Source organism: Mycobacterium sp., from assembly GCF_002863225.1.
Taxonomy (GTDB): Bacteria; Actinomycetota; Actinomycetes; order Mycobacteriales; family Mycobacteriaceae; genus Mycobacterium.
Genome location: NZ_PKEK01000057.1, coordinates 1 through 14045 on the forward strand (window position 1 = coordinate 1; position 14045 = coordinate 14045).

The 14045-nt window shown below is 64.8% G+C and carries 15 protein-coding genes and 2 pseudogenes; 11 read left to right on the plus strand and 6 right to left on the minus strand.

Features of this window, described 5'->3' with window-relative positions:
* The first annotated feature begins 270 nt into the window (after positions 1-270).
* Both arr and CYU59_RS19215 read left to right on the plus strand, forming a co-directional pair.
* Positions 271-699 (plus strand): NAD(+)--rifampin ADP-ribosyltransferase, encoded by a 429-nt coding sequence (arr, locus tag CYU59_RS19210; protein WP_293001583.1) that lies wholly within the window; start codon positions 271-273, stop codon positions 697-699.
* A gap of 159 nt (positions 700-858) precedes the next feature.
* Positions 859-1146 carry a hypothetical protein gene (locus tag CYU59_RS19215; protein WP_293001585.1) on the plus strand — a complete coding sequence of 96 codons (288 nt, stop codon included), beginning with the start codon at positions 859-861 and terminating at the stop codon, positions 1144-1146.
* A 76-nt stretch (positions 1147-1222) separates the two neighbouring features.
* Here the strand turns inward: CYU59_RS19215 and CYU59_RS19220 are convergent, their stop codons facing one another.
* A complete protein-coding gene (locus CYU59_RS19220) occupies positions 1223-1858 on the minus strand; it encodes a cutinase family protein (RefSeq protein WP_293001605.1) in 636 nt (211 codons plus the stop codon).
* Between the two features lie 588 nt (positions 1859-2446).
* On the opposite strand from CYU59_RS19220, the gene CYU59_RS19225 reads away from it, so the two are divergent.
* The 3 genes from CYU59_RS19225 to CYU59_RS19235 all read left to right on the plus strand — a co-directional run bounded on the left by CYU59_RS19225 (position 2447) and on the right by CYU59_RS19235 (position 3707).
* Positions 2447-2590, plus strand: a complete 144-nt coding sequence (locus tag CYU59_RS19225; RefSeq protein WP_293001607.1) for a long chain fatty acid-CoA synthetase Faa4p — start codon at positions 2447-2449, stop codon at positions 2588-2590.
* A gap of 76 nt (positions 2591-2666) precedes the next feature.
* Positions 2667-2957, plus strand: a complete 291-nt coding sequence (locus CYU59_RS19230; RefSeq protein ID WP_293001587.1) for a hypothetical protein — start codon at positions 2667-2669, stop codon at positions 2955-2957.
* Between the two features lie 9 nt (positions 2958-2966).
* Positions 2967-3707 (plus strand): SDR family oxidoreductase, encoded by a 741-nt coding sequence (locus CYU59_RS19235; RefSeq protein ID WP_293001589.1) that lies wholly within the window; start codon positions 2967-2969, stop codon positions 3705-3707.
* Positions 3708-3711: 4 nt separating this feature from the next.
* Here CYU59_RS19235 and CYU59_RS19240 read toward each other — a convergent pair whose 3' ends face one another.
* Positions 3712-4488, minus strand: coding sequence for an enoyl-CoA hydratase/isomerase family protein (locus tag CYU59_RS19240; RefSeq protein WP_293001591.1), 777 nt, complete (start codon positions 4486-4488; stop codon positions 3712-3714).
* A gap of 66 nt (positions 4489-4554) precedes the next feature.
* Between CYU59_RS19240 and CYU59_RS19245 the strand changes: the two genes are divergently transcribed.
* From CYU59_RS19245 to CYU59_RS19255, 3 genes are read left to right on the plus strand one after another with little or no spacing between them, the layout of a single operon-like run.
* A complete protein-coding gene (locus CYU59_RS19245) occupies positions 4555-5232 on the plus strand; it encodes an SDR family oxidoreductase (RefSeq protein ID WP_293001593.1) in 678 nt (225 codons plus the stop codon).
* A 27-nt stretch (positions 5233-5259) separates the two neighbouring features.
* Positions 5260-6330 carry an alpha/beta hydrolase gene (locus CYU59_RS19250; protein ID WP_293001595.1) on the plus strand — a complete coding sequence of 357 codons (1071 nt, stop codon included), beginning with the start codon at positions 5260-5262 and terminating at the stop codon, positions 6328-6330.
* Positions 6331-6363: 33 nt separating this feature from the next.
* A complete protein-coding gene (locus CYU59_RS19255) occupies positions 6364-6819 on the plus strand; it encodes a VOC family protein (protein ID WP_293001597.1) in 456 nt (151 codons plus the stop codon).
* A 73-nt stretch (positions 6820-6892) separates the two neighbouring features.
* Here CYU59_RS19255 and CYU59_RS19260 read toward each other — a convergent pair whose 3' ends face one another.
* Positions 6893-7066: a CsbD family protein gene (locus tag CYU59_RS19260; protein ID WP_293001609.1), complete on the minus strand. Its 174-nt coding sequence runs from the start codon at positions 7064-7066 to the stop codon at positions 6893-6895.
* Between the two features lie 142 nt (positions 7067-7208).
* Between CYU59_RS19260 and CYU59_RS19265 the strand changes: the two are divergent.
* Positions 7209-7955 (plus strand): annotated as a pseudogene (locus CYU59_RS19265) (D-2-hydroxyacid dehydrogenase family protein); the annotation flags it as partial.
* Here CYU59_RS19265 and CYU59_RS19270 read toward each other — a convergent pair.
* From CYU59_RS19270 to CYU59_RS19280, 3 genes and pseudogenes are all read right to left on the minus strand, one after another.
* On the minus strand, positions 7848-9077 hold the full coding sequence (locus CYU59_RS19270) for a phosphatase PAP2 family protein (protein WP_293001612.1): 1230 nt from the start codon (positions 9075-9077) through the stop codon (positions 7848-7850). The pseudogene CYU59_RS19265 and the gene CYU59_RS19270 sit on opposite strands and share 108 nt — an antisense overlap.
* A gap of 315 nt (positions 9078-9392) precedes the next feature.
* Positions 9393-11660 (minus strand): carbon starvation CstA family protein, encoded by a 2268-nt coding sequence (locus tag CYU59_RS19275; RefSeq protein ID WP_293001599.1) that lies wholly within the window; start codon positions 11658-11660, stop codon positions 9393-9395.
* A 45-nt stretch (positions 11661-11705) separates the two neighbouring features.
* A pseudogene (locus CYU59_RS19280) lies at positions 11706-12536 on the minus strand (ATP-dependent DNA ligase); the annotation flags it as partial.
* A 142-nt stretch (positions 12537-12678) separates the two neighbouring features.
* Between CYU59_RS19280 and CYU59_RS19285 the strand changes: the two are divergent.
* Together CYU59_RS19285 and CYU59_RS19290 are read left to right on the plus strand one after the other, a co-directional pair.
* On the plus strand, positions 12679-13809 hold the full coding sequence (locus tag CYU59_RS19285; protein WP_293001601.1) for a tyrosine-type recombinase/integrase: 1131 nt from the start codon (positions 12679-12681) through the stop codon (positions 13807-13809).
* On the plus strand, positions 13806-14045 hold a 240-nt coding region (locus CYU59_RS19290), incomplete at its 3' end, for a hypothetical protein (protein WP_293001603.1). The genes CYU59_RS19285 and CYU59_RS19290, both read left to right, overlap by 4 nt.

A 14045-nucleotide genomic window follows, 5' to 3' on the forward strand; every position in this document is an offset into this window, starting at 1 on the left:
CAGCCCAATCCTCCACTGACAACAACTCCCTTCTCCTCTCGGCTCATAAGCCGAGACTCAGACGAAGGGGGTCAAAATTCAGGCGTCGACACGGGGTCAGTTTTCAGGCGACGCCGACACGGCGTGGGTCCGAGATATGTTGTGCGAGCGATTCGATGCACGGCTAGCCCCGGGAGGTTTCACCCGGCCGGCCGAAGAGATCGCCTATATCCGGACGGTGGCCAGTGGCAAACGGCAGACCGCGCAACCGCCACAGCTGATCGGATTGCCGTGACACCTCCGCCAGAACCTTTCCGAATTCATGAGTCCGGGGCACTGCTGCACGGCACGAAAGCCGACCTTGCAGTGGGGGATTGGCTATTGCCGGGAATGCCGTCGAACTATGAGGCGGGACGCATCTCCAACCACGTGTACATGACGCGGACCCTGGACGCGGCCGCGTGGGGTGCTGAGATGGCGCCCGGGGACGGCGCATGCCGCATCTACATCGTGGAACCGCAGGGCCCGATCGAGGACGACCCCAACGTCACCGACAAGAAACTGCCGGGAAATCCGACGCAGTCGTTCCGGACCCGCGAGCCGGTGCGGGTGGTCGGCGAGCTCACGGACTGGGTCGGGCACTCACCTGAGCAGCTCGACACGATGCGGGCCACCCTGGCCGACCTTCGGCGCCGTGGACTCGCGATCATCTACGACTAGGTGCCGTCTGCGTCCGTCTCTGAGACGCACCTCTGCACGAACAACCGGTGGCGGCAACGGTTGTCGAGGTTTGAGGATGCCCCAGAGGGGTACCCATCAGCTCAATGTGGATGCTGTAGCCAACTGGCGTCCTGTCCCGCGTCTCGGGGAGATCGTCAAGTGGAATCTAACGCCGCTGAATCTTCGGATCGGTCGTATGACGAGTTGCTGCGCGAATTCAAAATCGCTCTTGGTCGGGTGCTGTCCGGTTCGATAATGCCGCCCGGCCGCGGTATCCCAGACGGGCCGCTGACTTCTGCGCTGGTGGATATCGCCTACGCGGCTCGCGATGGTCGACCGACGAATTACTTGGTATCGAAGGCCTGTTTCGAGTTCGCGCAGTTCGCCGCTGCACAAGAGGCAACTACTCCGGCGGCGACCGTCCAGCACCTCAAAGAAGTCATCTGAGTGATGCCGGTTGCCGCACCGGTCGAGACACGTCAGCGAGACCGATGGACCGGGCGATCCGGCAGTCGCCGACGGGTCAGCGGCCCAGTTTGTGTGCGGCGTAATCGGCCGCCTGGTCGGTCATGCCATTCGTCTTGTAGGCGCTGTGGGCGGCACGACTGAAGCCCTCACCCGACGAGCAGACCGGGTCCTGCGGAGTGCAGAGGTCGAGGGTCTTGCCCGCGTAGGCCGGGCCGATGGTGATCGGCGGCGCATCGCGATCGACCAGGTTCAGAAACCCGTTCGACGGCTTTCCGAACAACGTGACGGCGGCGACATGCGGGGCAACGTTGGGCGGCAACGGTCCGGAGATGCCCGCGGGCAGCTCGTACCCGGGTGGCACGCTGTCGGAGGTGATGTAGGCCGCGATCGCCGCGCCCTGCGAGTAACCGCCGAGCACGATTTTGGTCGCGGGACAGGTGTTGACGGTGTCCAGCACTTTGTTGGCGGCATCGGCGACGCCGTCGGCGGCCTGCCCGAAGCTCAGCGAGGCGGGGTAATTCACGCCGTACACATCGACGGAGCGGCCGGCCAGACGGCCGGTGAGGGCGTCGGCGAATTCCTGTCCGACCACCCCGGGCCCGGGCGGCTCGAGGGTCCCGCGGGCGAAGATGACCTCGACGTCGGCGCACTGCCCATCGGCGGCAGCCTTGCTGATCGCGGGTGTCGTCATCGCCGCGGCGTACAAGAGCGTGAGGACCGCGGCCCACTGCAGCGATTTGGTCATCGACTGCGCGCACCATCCCAGTGGCGCGATGCCAAAGCGGGTCGAGTCATGCACGGTGGGGCCTTTCGTTAAAGCGAGGTCGCATTTCGCAGCGTAGGTGGTGGAAGAGTCCACCGCAGCGCGGACTTTGGCGTCGATGCCACTGGTCATCTTGATATCCCGTAGCCGCACTGGTCAAACTCAGCTGCTTGCAACGCCGAGGGCGGCGCGGTTCATTCCGGGTGCCGTGGCAGCCAGGGAAACCGCAGGTGAAGAATGAGAAGCCGAGCTCAGTGATGCGATGAGAAAGCGCAGCTCAGCGCTTGTTTTTCAAGATCGAGTCTGGGCAGCTGGCTACGGATTAGGTTTTTGCCTCCATTCGCAATACGCTTGCGCGCGGTTTGTTCTCGACTCCAGAAAGCGGCCATGCCCATTCAGTCCGTGCTGGTGCGCCCCCGACAGGTGCGCAGCGCCCAGCGATTTGCTCCCCGCGTCAAATGTCCGACGGTCGGTCAGTGCTTCGACATCGAAGTCGGTCGTGACGCGGAAGGGTGGATGATCACCATTCCCGAAATCGGCAGGACCACCCGTGCCGTCCGGCGTGCCGCGGTCGAAGTTGCGGCACGCGAGTGCATCGCGATGTGGACCGGCATTCCGATCGGCTACATCGCGGTCCACATCGACAGCGAGACCGGTTAACCGTCTACCTCGCTATTTGCCGAGGTGTGTCTTGCGCGTGACCACACCGCAATGGTGACCCGAAAAGCTCATCACCATGGCGGTGCTGCTGGGATTCATGGCTTCGATGTCGGCGTTGTGCGTCGGCTACTACTGGGGCCGGCGAGCGAATCCGACTCGGTCGACGTGGAAGCGGCGGACCAGCCGGGTGGCGCTGGGAAAGCGCGCCGTCAACCTCTTGGTACTGGTCGCGGCGCGTCGCATTCAGCGGAAATTCCGGCGTGAACCGATAGCCGAGTTGCTGGGGCTGAGATTGCCTGCGCATGCACGGCTGTCGCGGGATGGCCTGGCGCGGATCGCTTCTTACCGCCGCGCACCGAGTTGGTGAGGCGCAGTCGTGTCCACGCTCGAAGGCAAAATCGCGTTTGTGACCGGTGCATCGTCGGGACTCGGCGCGCAGACAGCTCACCTCCTATCACGGCAAGGCGCAACGGTTTTCGGCGTCGCCAGGGATAGCGCGCGGTTGGCCGAGGTCTTCGCCGACGTCGAACGTGGTGCACACGCGTCGGTAGACATCGCCTCCGCGCAAGCGTGCAGAGACGTGATCGATTTGTGCGTCCGCGAACTGGGCGGTCTCGACATCTTGGTCAACATCGCAGGCCGTCATCAGATGCGCCGCACCGAGTCGATGACCGACGACGAGTGGGACCAGGATCTGGCCGTCAATCTCAACGGTCCGTTCCACCTTTCCCGGGCTGCCCTGCCGCACCTGCTGGCGCGCGGCGGCAACATCGTCAACGTCAGCTCCATCGCCGGTGTCGAGGGTCAGGCGTATTCGGCCGGCTACTGCGCCGCCAAGCATGGTTTGATCGGGCTCACCCGCGCCCTGGCGGTGGAGTACACCGCAGATCGCTTGCGGGTCAACGCCGTTTGCCCGGGCGGCATGCTGACCCCGCAGATCGAGCAGTTCATCGCACCGGAAAACCCGAACTACGACCTCATCCTGCGCACCGCTTCGCCGCGCGGCATCATGCAGCCGCTGGACGTGGCGAATGTGATCGCTTTTCTGGCCAGCGATGCCGCGAGCGCCGTCCACGGCGCTGTCTATCGGGTCGACAACGGCAAGGGCGCCGGCTAGCTGCTCACGTCCCGGTAAACCTCGGCTGCCGTCGTTCGGCGGTGGCCGATACACCCTCGACGAAATCCGCCGTGGCAGCGAGTCGGATCTGCTCGGTCTGCTCCTTGGCCGTCGCCGCGCGAACCCGGTCGGCCAGCTCACCACGCAGGGTGTGGCGGATCGACGCCACTGCCAGCGGCCCGCTCGCGGCGATCTCGGCGGCGAACGCACGCGCGGTCGACCTCACGCTGTTGTCTGCCGTCAACCGGTCGCACAAGCCGATGCTGAGCGCCTCGCCGCCCGGCACTTCTCGGCCGGTGTAGAGAAGTTCCTGGGCGCGCTGCATCCCGACGACCGTCGGCAGCGTGACGGTGATGCCGAATCCCTGGTGCAGGCCCAGCCGGCTGAAGTTCGCGATGAAGCGCGTGGACGGGCCGGCGACGCGAAAATCGGCGACCAACGCCAAACCGAGTCCGCCGCCGACCGCTGCACCCTGCACGGCCGCGACGATCGGTGTGCGCGCCTCGAACAGTCGCACCGCCTCCCCGTACAGCGATCGGGACGATCCCTCGACAGTCGGCTCGCTGCCGTTGAGCGCGCCGGGAAGATCGGCTCCGGCACAGAAATGCCGGCCCGACGAACACAGCACGATCGCCCGGGCGCCTGGGTCGGCGTCAAGGCGTTCACAAGCGTCGGCCAGTTCGGCGATCAGCGCCGTGTCGAAGTGGTTGCGCGGTCCGCGCTCGAACTCGACGGTGGCGACGTGGTCGGTGGACACCTCGACACGAATCTCATGACTCATGAGGGCATTGAACACGGTAGAGCAGAATGAGCACACAACCCCGTACGGTCGACCGAAGGGCAGCACATGCGAATCGAAGGTTCCACAGCGCTCGTCACCGGCGCCAACCGGGGGCTCGGCCAGCACTTCGCCGAGCAGCTGATCGCCCGGGGGGCGGCGAAAGTCTATGCGGCGGCTCGCAATCCGGCGACCGTCTCAGTCGACGGCGCCGTGCCGCTGCGCGTTGACGTCACCGACCTGGACAGCATCTCGGCGGCCGCCGAAACCGCCTCCGACATAACGCTTTTGATCAACAACGCCGGCATCTACACCACCGGCGGCGTGCTGGAGACACCGATGGAAACGATCCGGGAGGAGATGGAGACCAACTTCTTCGGAACGTTGCTCGTCACTCGGGCGTTCGCGCCACACCTCGTCGCCAATGCGCCAGGCGCGATCCTCAACGTGGCATCGGTGCTGTCCTGGCTTCATCCCACCGCCTTCGGGGCCTATTCCTGCGCCAAGGCGGCACTGTGGGCTCAGACCGACGTGGTTCGCGACGAACTGAAGAACCATCAGGTCAGCGTCACGTCGCTGCACGTGGGTTTCATGGACACCGACATGACGACCGGAATCGACGCACCGAAATCGGATCCGGCGGTCGTCGCGGCGGACGCGCTCGACGGCGTCGAGGCCGGACTGGTGGAGGTACTCGGCGACGACCTCACCCGCAACGTCAAGGCCCAGCTGTCGGCGGGTCGCTAGCCGGTCGCGGCAATGCGGCGGCGGCAGATGTTGAGCGGGACGCTCGCCACCGGTGCGCTTCTGGTGGCGGGATGTCACGTCGAAGCGTCCGAACGACGCGGCGACAAGCCGGCCGTGCCGTTTCCGGCCGGCGACACGGTCGGCATCGGCCTAGAGGGATATCCATACCCGTATCCCGTGGAGTTCTTGGACGTCGCGCACGTCACGGACGCCTCGTGGATCGAACAACCAGCGCCGGATTGGGAGAGGCGTGCGCGACTGGCCTACATGGACGTTGCGGCCGAACGTTCGACGCCCGGGCGGTCGGTGCTTCTGTTGCATGGCAAGAACTTCTTCGGCGCGTACTGGGCCGACGTCATCGAGTCGTTGCACCGCAACGGTTTCCGCGTGGTGGTGCCGGATCTGGTCGGCTGGGGTAAGTCAACCAAGCCGTCGACGCTGACAGCGGCGTCGCTGGTGGCACACCTGGCTTCGTTGCTCGATCACCTGTCCATCGACTCTGTTGCGCTGCTGGGTCATTCGACCGGAGGCCTGGTCGGGATGCACATGGCGCGTGCGCTGCCGCAAAGGGTGCGCGCACTGGTGCTGGAGAATCCGATGGGGCTCGAGGACTATCGACGCGGGCTGACTCGGCAAGTGCGGCACGAGGACTGGGCTCAGGACGAGCGGTCGATGTCATCCGACCAGTTCCGAAGCTTCATGGGGCACTACTTCGTCGACAAGAACCCCCGCTTCATCGAACCCTTTGTCGCGGTGCGTGCCGCGATCTCCCGGGGCCCGGAGTTCGAGCGTTGGGTGCAGAGCTCCGCGGCAGGGTACGACATGCTGCTCAACGAGCCGGCCGTCGATTTCATCTCGGCGCTGGCGACCCGGACGTTGTTTGTCTGCGGCACATCCGATCGCACCTACGTCGGCGCCAAATACACCGCGCCTAATGACCAAGCGGCCAAAGGAAACATCGCCGAACTGGCCAAGGGATTCGCAGCGACGATGGCGCACGCCCGATTCGTCGGAGTGCCGAACACCGGCCACGTGCCTCATCTGGAGAAGCCCTCCGTTTTCAACACCGCCGTGCTGAATTTTTTGAAGGACACCTGACCTCAACGGCGATCCAGGATCTACCGTGATCCCATGGCTCACTCGACATCAACCTGGCCCGACGGCCTGGGGTCGATCGGCGCTCTCCGATTCGCCCGTCGCTCAGCCCATTTCGAGGAAACCGTCGGCTTCTACCGAGACCTGGTCGGTCTTCCCTTATGCGCCACATTCACCGAGAGCTTCGGCAGTAACGGCGCAATCTTCGGACTGCCCAGGTCTGATCTGACCTTCGAGATCGTGGAGGCGACCGAACCGATCGCGGTCGACGGCCACGAGCAGTTGTGCTTGTACTTCCCCGACTCCGACGCGCAGCAAAAAGCCATGGCAAAGCTCGTCGCATCCGGGGCTGAACCGGTCGACTCCCATCCCTACTGGGCTGCGACGGGCTCAGTCACCTACCGCGACCCGGATGGCCGCGAGGTCGTGTTCGCGCCGTTCGTCTTCGGTGTCAACGAGCCCGCCGAAGGCAACTCATCCGGCGGACACTGAAGAGCCCCCTAGAAAGCGGAAGACCACCGGGGTCAGGTACACCGGTGGCCGTCCTCTGTGCTGGCTTATGTGTTTACTTCTTGAACGCGTCCTTCACGTTCTCGACAGCGTCCTTGATGCTGGCCTTGGCCTGGTCGATCTTGCCCTCGGCCTCCGTGCTGTCGTCGCCGGTGGCCTTGCCGAACGCTTCCTTGGCCTTGCCGCCGATGTCGTCGATCTTGTTGCTCACTTTGTCGTGGGCTCCCATGTGCTTCAGCTCCTCATCGTTGGGCATAGCTGATATCTCGTCGGATTCAATACCCAGCGCAAAACCCGGCCAAACCCGGATGTGCGAGATTGTCATCGTGAAGGTCGCGATTCTGGACGACTACCTGGGCGTTGCGCTGACCATGGCGGACTGGTCCGATGTCGCGGATCGCGCCACGATCACCGTGTTCAACGATCACCTGGCCGATCCAGACGCGCTGGTGGAGCGGCTGCAGCCGTTCGACGTGGTGTGCGTGATGCGGGAGCGCACGCCCCTGCCGCGCCAGGTCATCGAGCGCCTGCCACGGCTGAAGATGATCGCCTCGACCGGGCCGTTCAACGCCTCCATCGACCTCGCGGCCGCCGAAGAGCGCGGCATCTACGTCAGCACCACCGGCGGCTACGTGGAGTCGACCGTCGAGCTCACCTGGGCCCTGATTCTGACGACCGCACGCCGGATTGTCGACGAGTCGCAATCGGTACGCGGCGGCGGGTGGCAGACCGCAGTGGGCCGGCAACTGGGTGGCACCACACTGGGGGTGCTCGGGTTGGGCCGCATCGGCAGCCGGGTCGCGCAGGTCGGCAAGGCGTTCGGGATGGACGTCGTCGCCTGGAGTAGGAACCTGACCCCGGAGGCCGCCGGCCAAGCCGGAGTGGCCTACGTGTCCAAGGAGGAACTGTTCGGTCGCGCCGACGTCCTGACCATCCATCTGGTGCTCAGCGATCGGTCGCGCGGCCTGGTCGGTCCGGACGAACTGGCGTTGATGAAGCCGACGGCGTTGCTAGTCAACACCTCTCGCGGACCGATAGTCGACGAGTCGGCTCTGCTCGAGGCGTTGCGCACGCGGAGTATCGCCGGCGCCGGGCTCGACGTCTTCGACACCGAGCCGTTGCCCGCCGGGCATCCGCTCCGATCGCTGGACAACGTCGTCGCCACGCCGCACATCGGCTACGTCGCCGAGCAGGTCTACCGGGTGTTCTACGGCGAATCCGCCGCCAAGATCGCCCGCTGGCTGCGCCGCAGCGACTGACTTCGACGCGCGACGCCGCGACCACCACGAGTCCACGACGCTCATCGCCGCGGACACCGCCGCGGCGAGCGCCCAACCCAGCAGGATGTCGACCACGAAGTGTTCCGCGGCGTACACCAGCACGAAAGCCATCGCCAACGGATAGGCCACCAGCAGCGGGCGCCAACCGCGTCTGACCCGCCGCCAGAGGAACATCGAGATCATCGCCGTCACCGCGGCGTGCAGCGAGGGGATCGCCGCAACCAGGTTCACGCTGGCCTGGCCGGAGTCGAGCAGCGCGCCGGCCGAGTCGAGATGCAGCGTGCCCCAGCCGCGGGTGGAGATCCGTTCCACGAACTGGTGTGCACCGGGCCGGCTCGTATGCATCGCACCCAGCAGGCCACCGTCGGGCACGCCCGCGGGGCCGCGGAACATGCACGGCGGATTCGACGGGCCGCCGACGACATCGCCGGGGGAGCAGCTCGCCGCGGCCCACGGCGGCGCGGCCGGCACCAGGACATAGATGACGAGGGCGGCGAACGAGAGGGTGACGAACCGGCGGACGAAGGCCGCCCACTCGGTTCGGTTGCGCAGCCAGAGCACACCGGCGACCGCATACGGGAGCACAAAGAACGACATGTAGATGCTGCTGATGAGGACTTCCCACCACGGTGGCTGAGCCAGCTTGATGTGTTCCTGCAGCCATACCGTCGGGACCGTGCCGAAGAACAACCAGCGGTCGGCGTTCGGCTGGAACTGCCACAGGGTCCGTGCGCCGAGCATGTCGGCTGCGCCGCGGCTGAGGTCGTAAAGCGCCAGCACCAGCGCGAACGGCAGCCAATCGCGGACGACAGCGAACATCTTGTGTCCGCGACCGATGCTCGCGGCAATCAGCCCGGTGGCGATGTAGAGCAGCAGCAGTTGACGGTCGAACGCCAACCCATCGGTCACGCTTCGGTAGATCACCACCACAGCCCAGGTGACGACGGCGGCGCGACGCACCCACCTGAGCCCACGGTCTCGGCCTGCCGGGTCGTGCTCCGGCGCGGCGGGCGTCGGGAGAGCCGTGAGCTGCCCGACGGACGGGTCGGGCTGGGCGTCACGCTTGAACAGCCGGACTCGTCGATCGGTGGTTACTGACACCAGCCCAACCCTATCCTTTTCCGGCTGTTTCCCATCCGTTCATTGTCATCGCGATCGTCCTATTGGCCGGTGGATCCGCTAAAGACGCAGCGGTAGAACACTTTTGACGCAGACTGTGAGGATTCTAGCGAGTGTCTAGGCGGCAGCTGTGAATTCGCTTCCGCGTCGGTGGGGTCAGTGATCGAGATGCATCAGAGCCAACACACGCCACTGACGTTGCACCGTGCGTTCTGCGGGCGTGGCGATGATCCCGGACGGTGCAAACGTTTTCGAGGGCACCGGGTCGTCTTCGGATAGCGGCGGCCCGTTGCCGCGAATTGTCTTGACTGTCACGGTTATTGCGGTAATCAACACGACGAGGACGATGACGGCGAAGACGATGGACAGGGTGCCCTGAATGAACGTGTTTCTGACGACGTCGGCCAATTGCTCGGCGCTTTTTGCCGATCCGAATGACGTTTTACCCGCGGCCTCGGCGGCGGCGTACTGAGAATGCTGCGTCCAGTAGCCGACGTTCGGATCGGCGGAGAAGATCTTCTGCCACGATGCGGTCAGCGTGACGGCCAGGTCCCACAGCAACGGTGCACCCGGAATCCACGCCCACGCGAGATGTCCCTTTTTGACGACGATCACCGTGACGACGGTCAATGCGATCGCGGCCAACAGTTGGTTGGCGATACCGAAAAGCGGAAACAGGGTGTTGATTCCGCCCAGCGGGTCGGTGACACCCATCAGCAGGATGCCACCCCACGAGGCGGCTACGACCAGGCTGCAGATCCAGACGCCAGGGCGCCAACTCGGGTTGCGCAGCTTGTGCAACGGGCCGCCGAGATTGCCCAACCCATCGGAGAGCATGAAACGTGCCACCCGGGTGCCGGCGTCGACGGCGGTCAAGATGAAGAGTGCCTCGAACATGATCGCGAAGTGATACCAGAACGATTTGAGACTTGATCCCCCCGAAATTCGTTGCAGCACTTCCGACATTCCGACCGCCAGGGTCGGTGCCCCACCTGTGCGCGACACGATCGACTTTTCGCCGACGCTCGCCGCGGCTTCGGTGAGGTCGGCCGCACTCGTCGGTGGCCCGGACAGGCCGAGATGGTTGAGGTAGTCGGCGGCGGTGGCCGCGGTGCCGCCGGTACGGGCGGTCGGCGCGTTGAGGGCGAAGTACAGGTGCTGATCCAGAATCGACGCGCTGATCAGTGCCATCATCGCGACGAACGATTCGGTCAGCATGCCTCCGTACCCGATCAGCCGCATCTGGCTTTCCTTCTCCAGCAGCTTCGGTGTGGTGCCTGAGGAGATCAGCGCATGAAATCCCGACAGCGCACCGCACGCGATGGTGATGAAGAGAAAAGGGAACAGCGACCCGGAAAACACCGGCCCGCCACCATGTCTGGCGAAGTCGGAGACCGCCGGCGCTTGGATCACCGGACGGGCGACACAGATGCCGATCGCCAGCAGCGCGATGGCGCCGACTTTCATGAACGTGGACAGGTAGTCGCGAGGTGCCAGCAGCAACCACACCGGCAGTACCGACGCGACGAAGCCGTAGCCGACGATCAGCCATGACACCGTCACCGGTGACAGATTCAACCACGAAGCGCCCCAACGCGATTCGCCGACGAAGTGTCCGGATGCCACCGCGATCATCAGCAGCACGAAGCCGATCAGGGAAACTTCGCCCACCCGCCCGGGGCGCAGGAATCGCAGGTACAAGCCCATGAAGACCGCGATCGGGATGGTCATCGCAATGGAGAACACGCCCCACGGGCTTTCGGCCAATCCGCGGACCACCACCAGCGCGAGCACCGCGATGATGATCACCATGATGAGGAACGCCCCGATCAGTGCGGCGGCGCCGCCCAGCATCCCCAGTTCGTCGCGGGCCATCTGACCGAGTGAGCGGCCGCGCCGCCGGGTCGATATCCACAGCACCAGGTAGTCCTGCACGGCGCCGGCGAACACCGCGCCGACGATGATCCAGATACTGCTCGGCAGGTAACCCATCTGGGTGGCCAGTACCGGCCCGACGAGCGGACCGGCACCGGCGATCGCGGCGAAATGATGGCCGAACAACACCCGGCGGTCGGTCGGAACGTAGTCGATGCCATCGTCGAAAACCTCTGCCGGAGTGGCATGGTCGTCGCGGGGGTGGACGATCTTCGCCTCGATCAGCCGGGCGTAGAACCGATATCCGAGCACATAGGTGCAGATCGCCGCGACAACGAACCACACGGCATTGACCGTCTCACCGCGAACAAACGCGATGATCGTCCAGGCCGCCGCGCCGAGGACGGCGATCAGACCGAAGAGAACTTTGTGCCGGCCACGTATCGGCGAGCTGTCGATGACGGCGACCGGCGGCAGGTCGGCGTCGTTGCGGACGTAGCTCAGATGTTCGCTGTCGGTGCCGGCGGTGGGCTGCGGTGGTGCTACCACTGCGACTCCTGTCGTGACGACGCACCGAAATGGGCCGCTGGCAGCTTAACCCGCGTACATGGCGCGCACCGTCTCGATGGTGTCGGCTTCACCGGGTCCTTTGTCCTCGCGGTAACGCAGCACGCGGGCGAACCTCAGTGCCAGCCCGCCGGGGTAGCGTGACGATGCCTGAAGACCGTCGAACGCGATCTCGACCACCTGCTCCGGCCGCACCCGAACCACGTAACCCTCGGTGCCGCCGACGGCCAGCTCACTGAATCGGGTGGTCTGCCACTCCAGCATCGCATCGGTCATACCTTTGAACGTCTTGCCCAACATCACGTAGCCGCCGGTGGCCGGGTCGCGGGCGCCGAGATGAATGTTGGACAACTTGCCCTGCCGGCGACCCGATCCCCACTCCACCGCCAGTACCACCAGATCCAGGGTGTGGACCGGTTTGACCTTGAGCCAGCCGGCCCCGCGGCGGCCCGCCTCGTAGGGCGCGGTCAGCGATTTGGCCATCACGCCTTCGTGTCCGGCGGCCAGCGTCGTCTTCAGGAAATCCTCTGCGGCAACAAGATCCGCCGTCACCAGCCGATCGACCCGGTGCTGTTGTGGCGCAATCTCATCGAGCGCCGCGATCCGCTCCCCGGCCGGCGCGTCGAGCAGGTCGACGCCGTCGCGATGCAGGATGTCGAAGAAGAACACCGAGAGCGACTGCGCGGCCCGGGCGGCGGTGACGTCGACGGAGCGGCCGAAGCGCGAGGCGGTCACCTGGAAGGGCTGCGGTCGGCCGTCGGGGCGCAACGCGATCGCCTCGCCGTCGGCGATGAGGTCGCGCACCGGCAGCGCCAGCGTCGCCTCGACGACCTCGGGCAGTCGAGCCGTGACGTTCTCTGGGGTTCCGCAACCCGTCGCGTGGTGTTGTGCCCGACACGCGGCGTATGTGCTCCGCCACAGTTCTTTTGGGGTGTTAGCTCTGTAGTACTTGTAGTGATCGCGAGGGCGGAGAGCGGGTTTGCGAGCATTTATGGTTCGGATGCCGTCGGGCGGTTGTTATTGGACCGTCATCAATGAAGATCTTGAGCTGGAGCCGGTCGCGGACCGTTACTTGAGGGAGCTTCGGTTCGGCCGGGACCGGGCGGAATCCACATCCAAAGCTTACGCCGAGAGCATTGCCCTATTCCTACGATGGTGCGCCCGAACTGGGCGTGAATGGCGCACGGCAGCCGGTGACCTCGGTTTGTTCATTACGTGGTTGAAGTATCAACCGGCACACGGGAATCGAGTGATTGCGGGTCCGGGCGCCGAGCCGGTCAGGACTACCGGTCGTGTCAACAAGATCCTGACGGCGACGCGGGGCTTTCTGTCGTTTGCGGTGATAGCCAAGGAGGCACCGGGCTGGGTAATTGAGCAGCTCTACGAGATCGCTGACACTCGTGATCTTCCGGTCGAAGCTCAAGGTGAGGTGTCCGAATTGAGGTATCGATTGCGGGCGCGGCACAGTCTGCGTGAGCCACAGACCGCCGTCGACCGAGCCAGCGACGCGGAAGTCGTCGTGTTGCTGCAGGCCTGCAGGTCTGCGCGGGATCGGTTGATTGTCTTGCTGCTGACGCGAGTTGGTTTGCGGCGGGGCGAGGCGGTTGGGCTGCGTCGCGCTGATATGCATCTTCTGCCGGACAACCGAGTGCACGACTGCTCGATCACCGGTGCGCATCTTCATGTGGTGCGCCGGGCCAATCCCAACGGAGCTTGGGCCAAGTCGCGAAACCCTCGCGCCGTGCCGCTGGACTTCTTGGTGGTGCGGGCGACGGATCTTTACTTGCTGGAGCGAGACCACCTATCTGAAGCGGCGGATTGCGACTTTTTACTGGTGAACCTTTTCCGGCAGCCGTTGGGAGCGCCAATGAAGCCTGGGGCGATCAACGAACTCTTCAAATCGCTTTCTGTGCGAGCTGGTTTGAAGCGGGCGATTTCCCCGCACCAGTGCCGCCACGGCTTCGCCAGCAACCTCGCCGATTCCGGGGCGCTGCTTGATGAGATCCAGGGACTTCTCGGGCATGCGAATCCAGCCTCATCCCAGCGGTATCTGCACCCGTCGGCCGACCGGTTACGGGGCGCGGTTGAACGTGTACCTTCTCCTCGCGAGTGGGCCGAGGAAATGCGATGACGGTCGCGGACGGGCTGTTTGTTCATACCAAGGAAGCCCCAGATCACGTCACGGCAGAACTGTGGAATGCTATCGACCCAGAATTTTTGGAGCTGCTCGGTTGGTCCGCGGAGCGGGTAAGTCCCCTGGCGTGGTGGGGTTTCGGGGTCGGGGACTGGCCAGGCGAGAGTGCCGGGTGTGTCGTTGACGCTGTTGGGGTGGGCCATCGCGTAGTGGTCAGTGAGTTACCTACCAAA

What these genes read in the sequence shown, in the direction of transcription:
- CYU59_RS19220 (WP_293001605.1), bottom strand. Translation starts at nt 1,858, where the DNA reads ATGACGACACCCGCGATCAGCAAGGCTGCCGCCGATGGGCAGTGCGCC.
- CYU59_RS19225 (WP_293001607.1), top strand. Translation starts at nt 2,447, where the DNA reads ATGATCACCATTCCCGAAATCGGCAGGACCACCCGTGCCGTCCGGCGT.
- CYU59_RS19230 (WP_293001587.1), top strand. Translation starts at nt 2,667, where the DNA reads ATGGCGGTGCTGCTGGGATTCATGGCTTCGATGTCGGCGTTGTGCGTC.
- CYU59_RS19240 (WP_293001591.1), bottom strand. Translation starts at nt 4,488, where the DNA reads ATGAGTCATGAGATTCGTGTCGAGGTGTCCACCGACCACGTCGCCACC.
- CYU59_RS19245 (WP_293001593.1), top strand. Translation starts at nt 4,555, where the DNA reads ATGCGAATCGAAGGTTCCACAGCGCTCGTCACCGGCGCCAACCGGGGG.
- CYU59_RS19250 (WP_293001595.1), top strand. Translation starts at nt 5,260, where the DNA reads ATGTTGAGCGGGACGCTCGCCACCGGTGCGCTTCTGGTGGCGGGATGT.
- CYU59_RS19255 (WP_293001597.1), top strand. Translation starts at nt 6,364, where the DNA reads ATGGCTCACTCGACATCAACCTGGCCCGACGGCCTGGGGTCGATCGGC.
- CYU59_RS19260 (WP_293001609.1), bottom strand. Translation starts at nt 7,066, where the DNA reads ATGGGAGCCCACGACAAAGTGAGCAACAAGATCGACGACATCGGCGGC.
- CYU59_RS19285 (WP_293001601.1), top strand. Translation starts at nt 12,679, where the DNA reads ATGCCGTCGGGCGGTTGTTATTGGACCGTCATCAATGAAGATCTTGAG.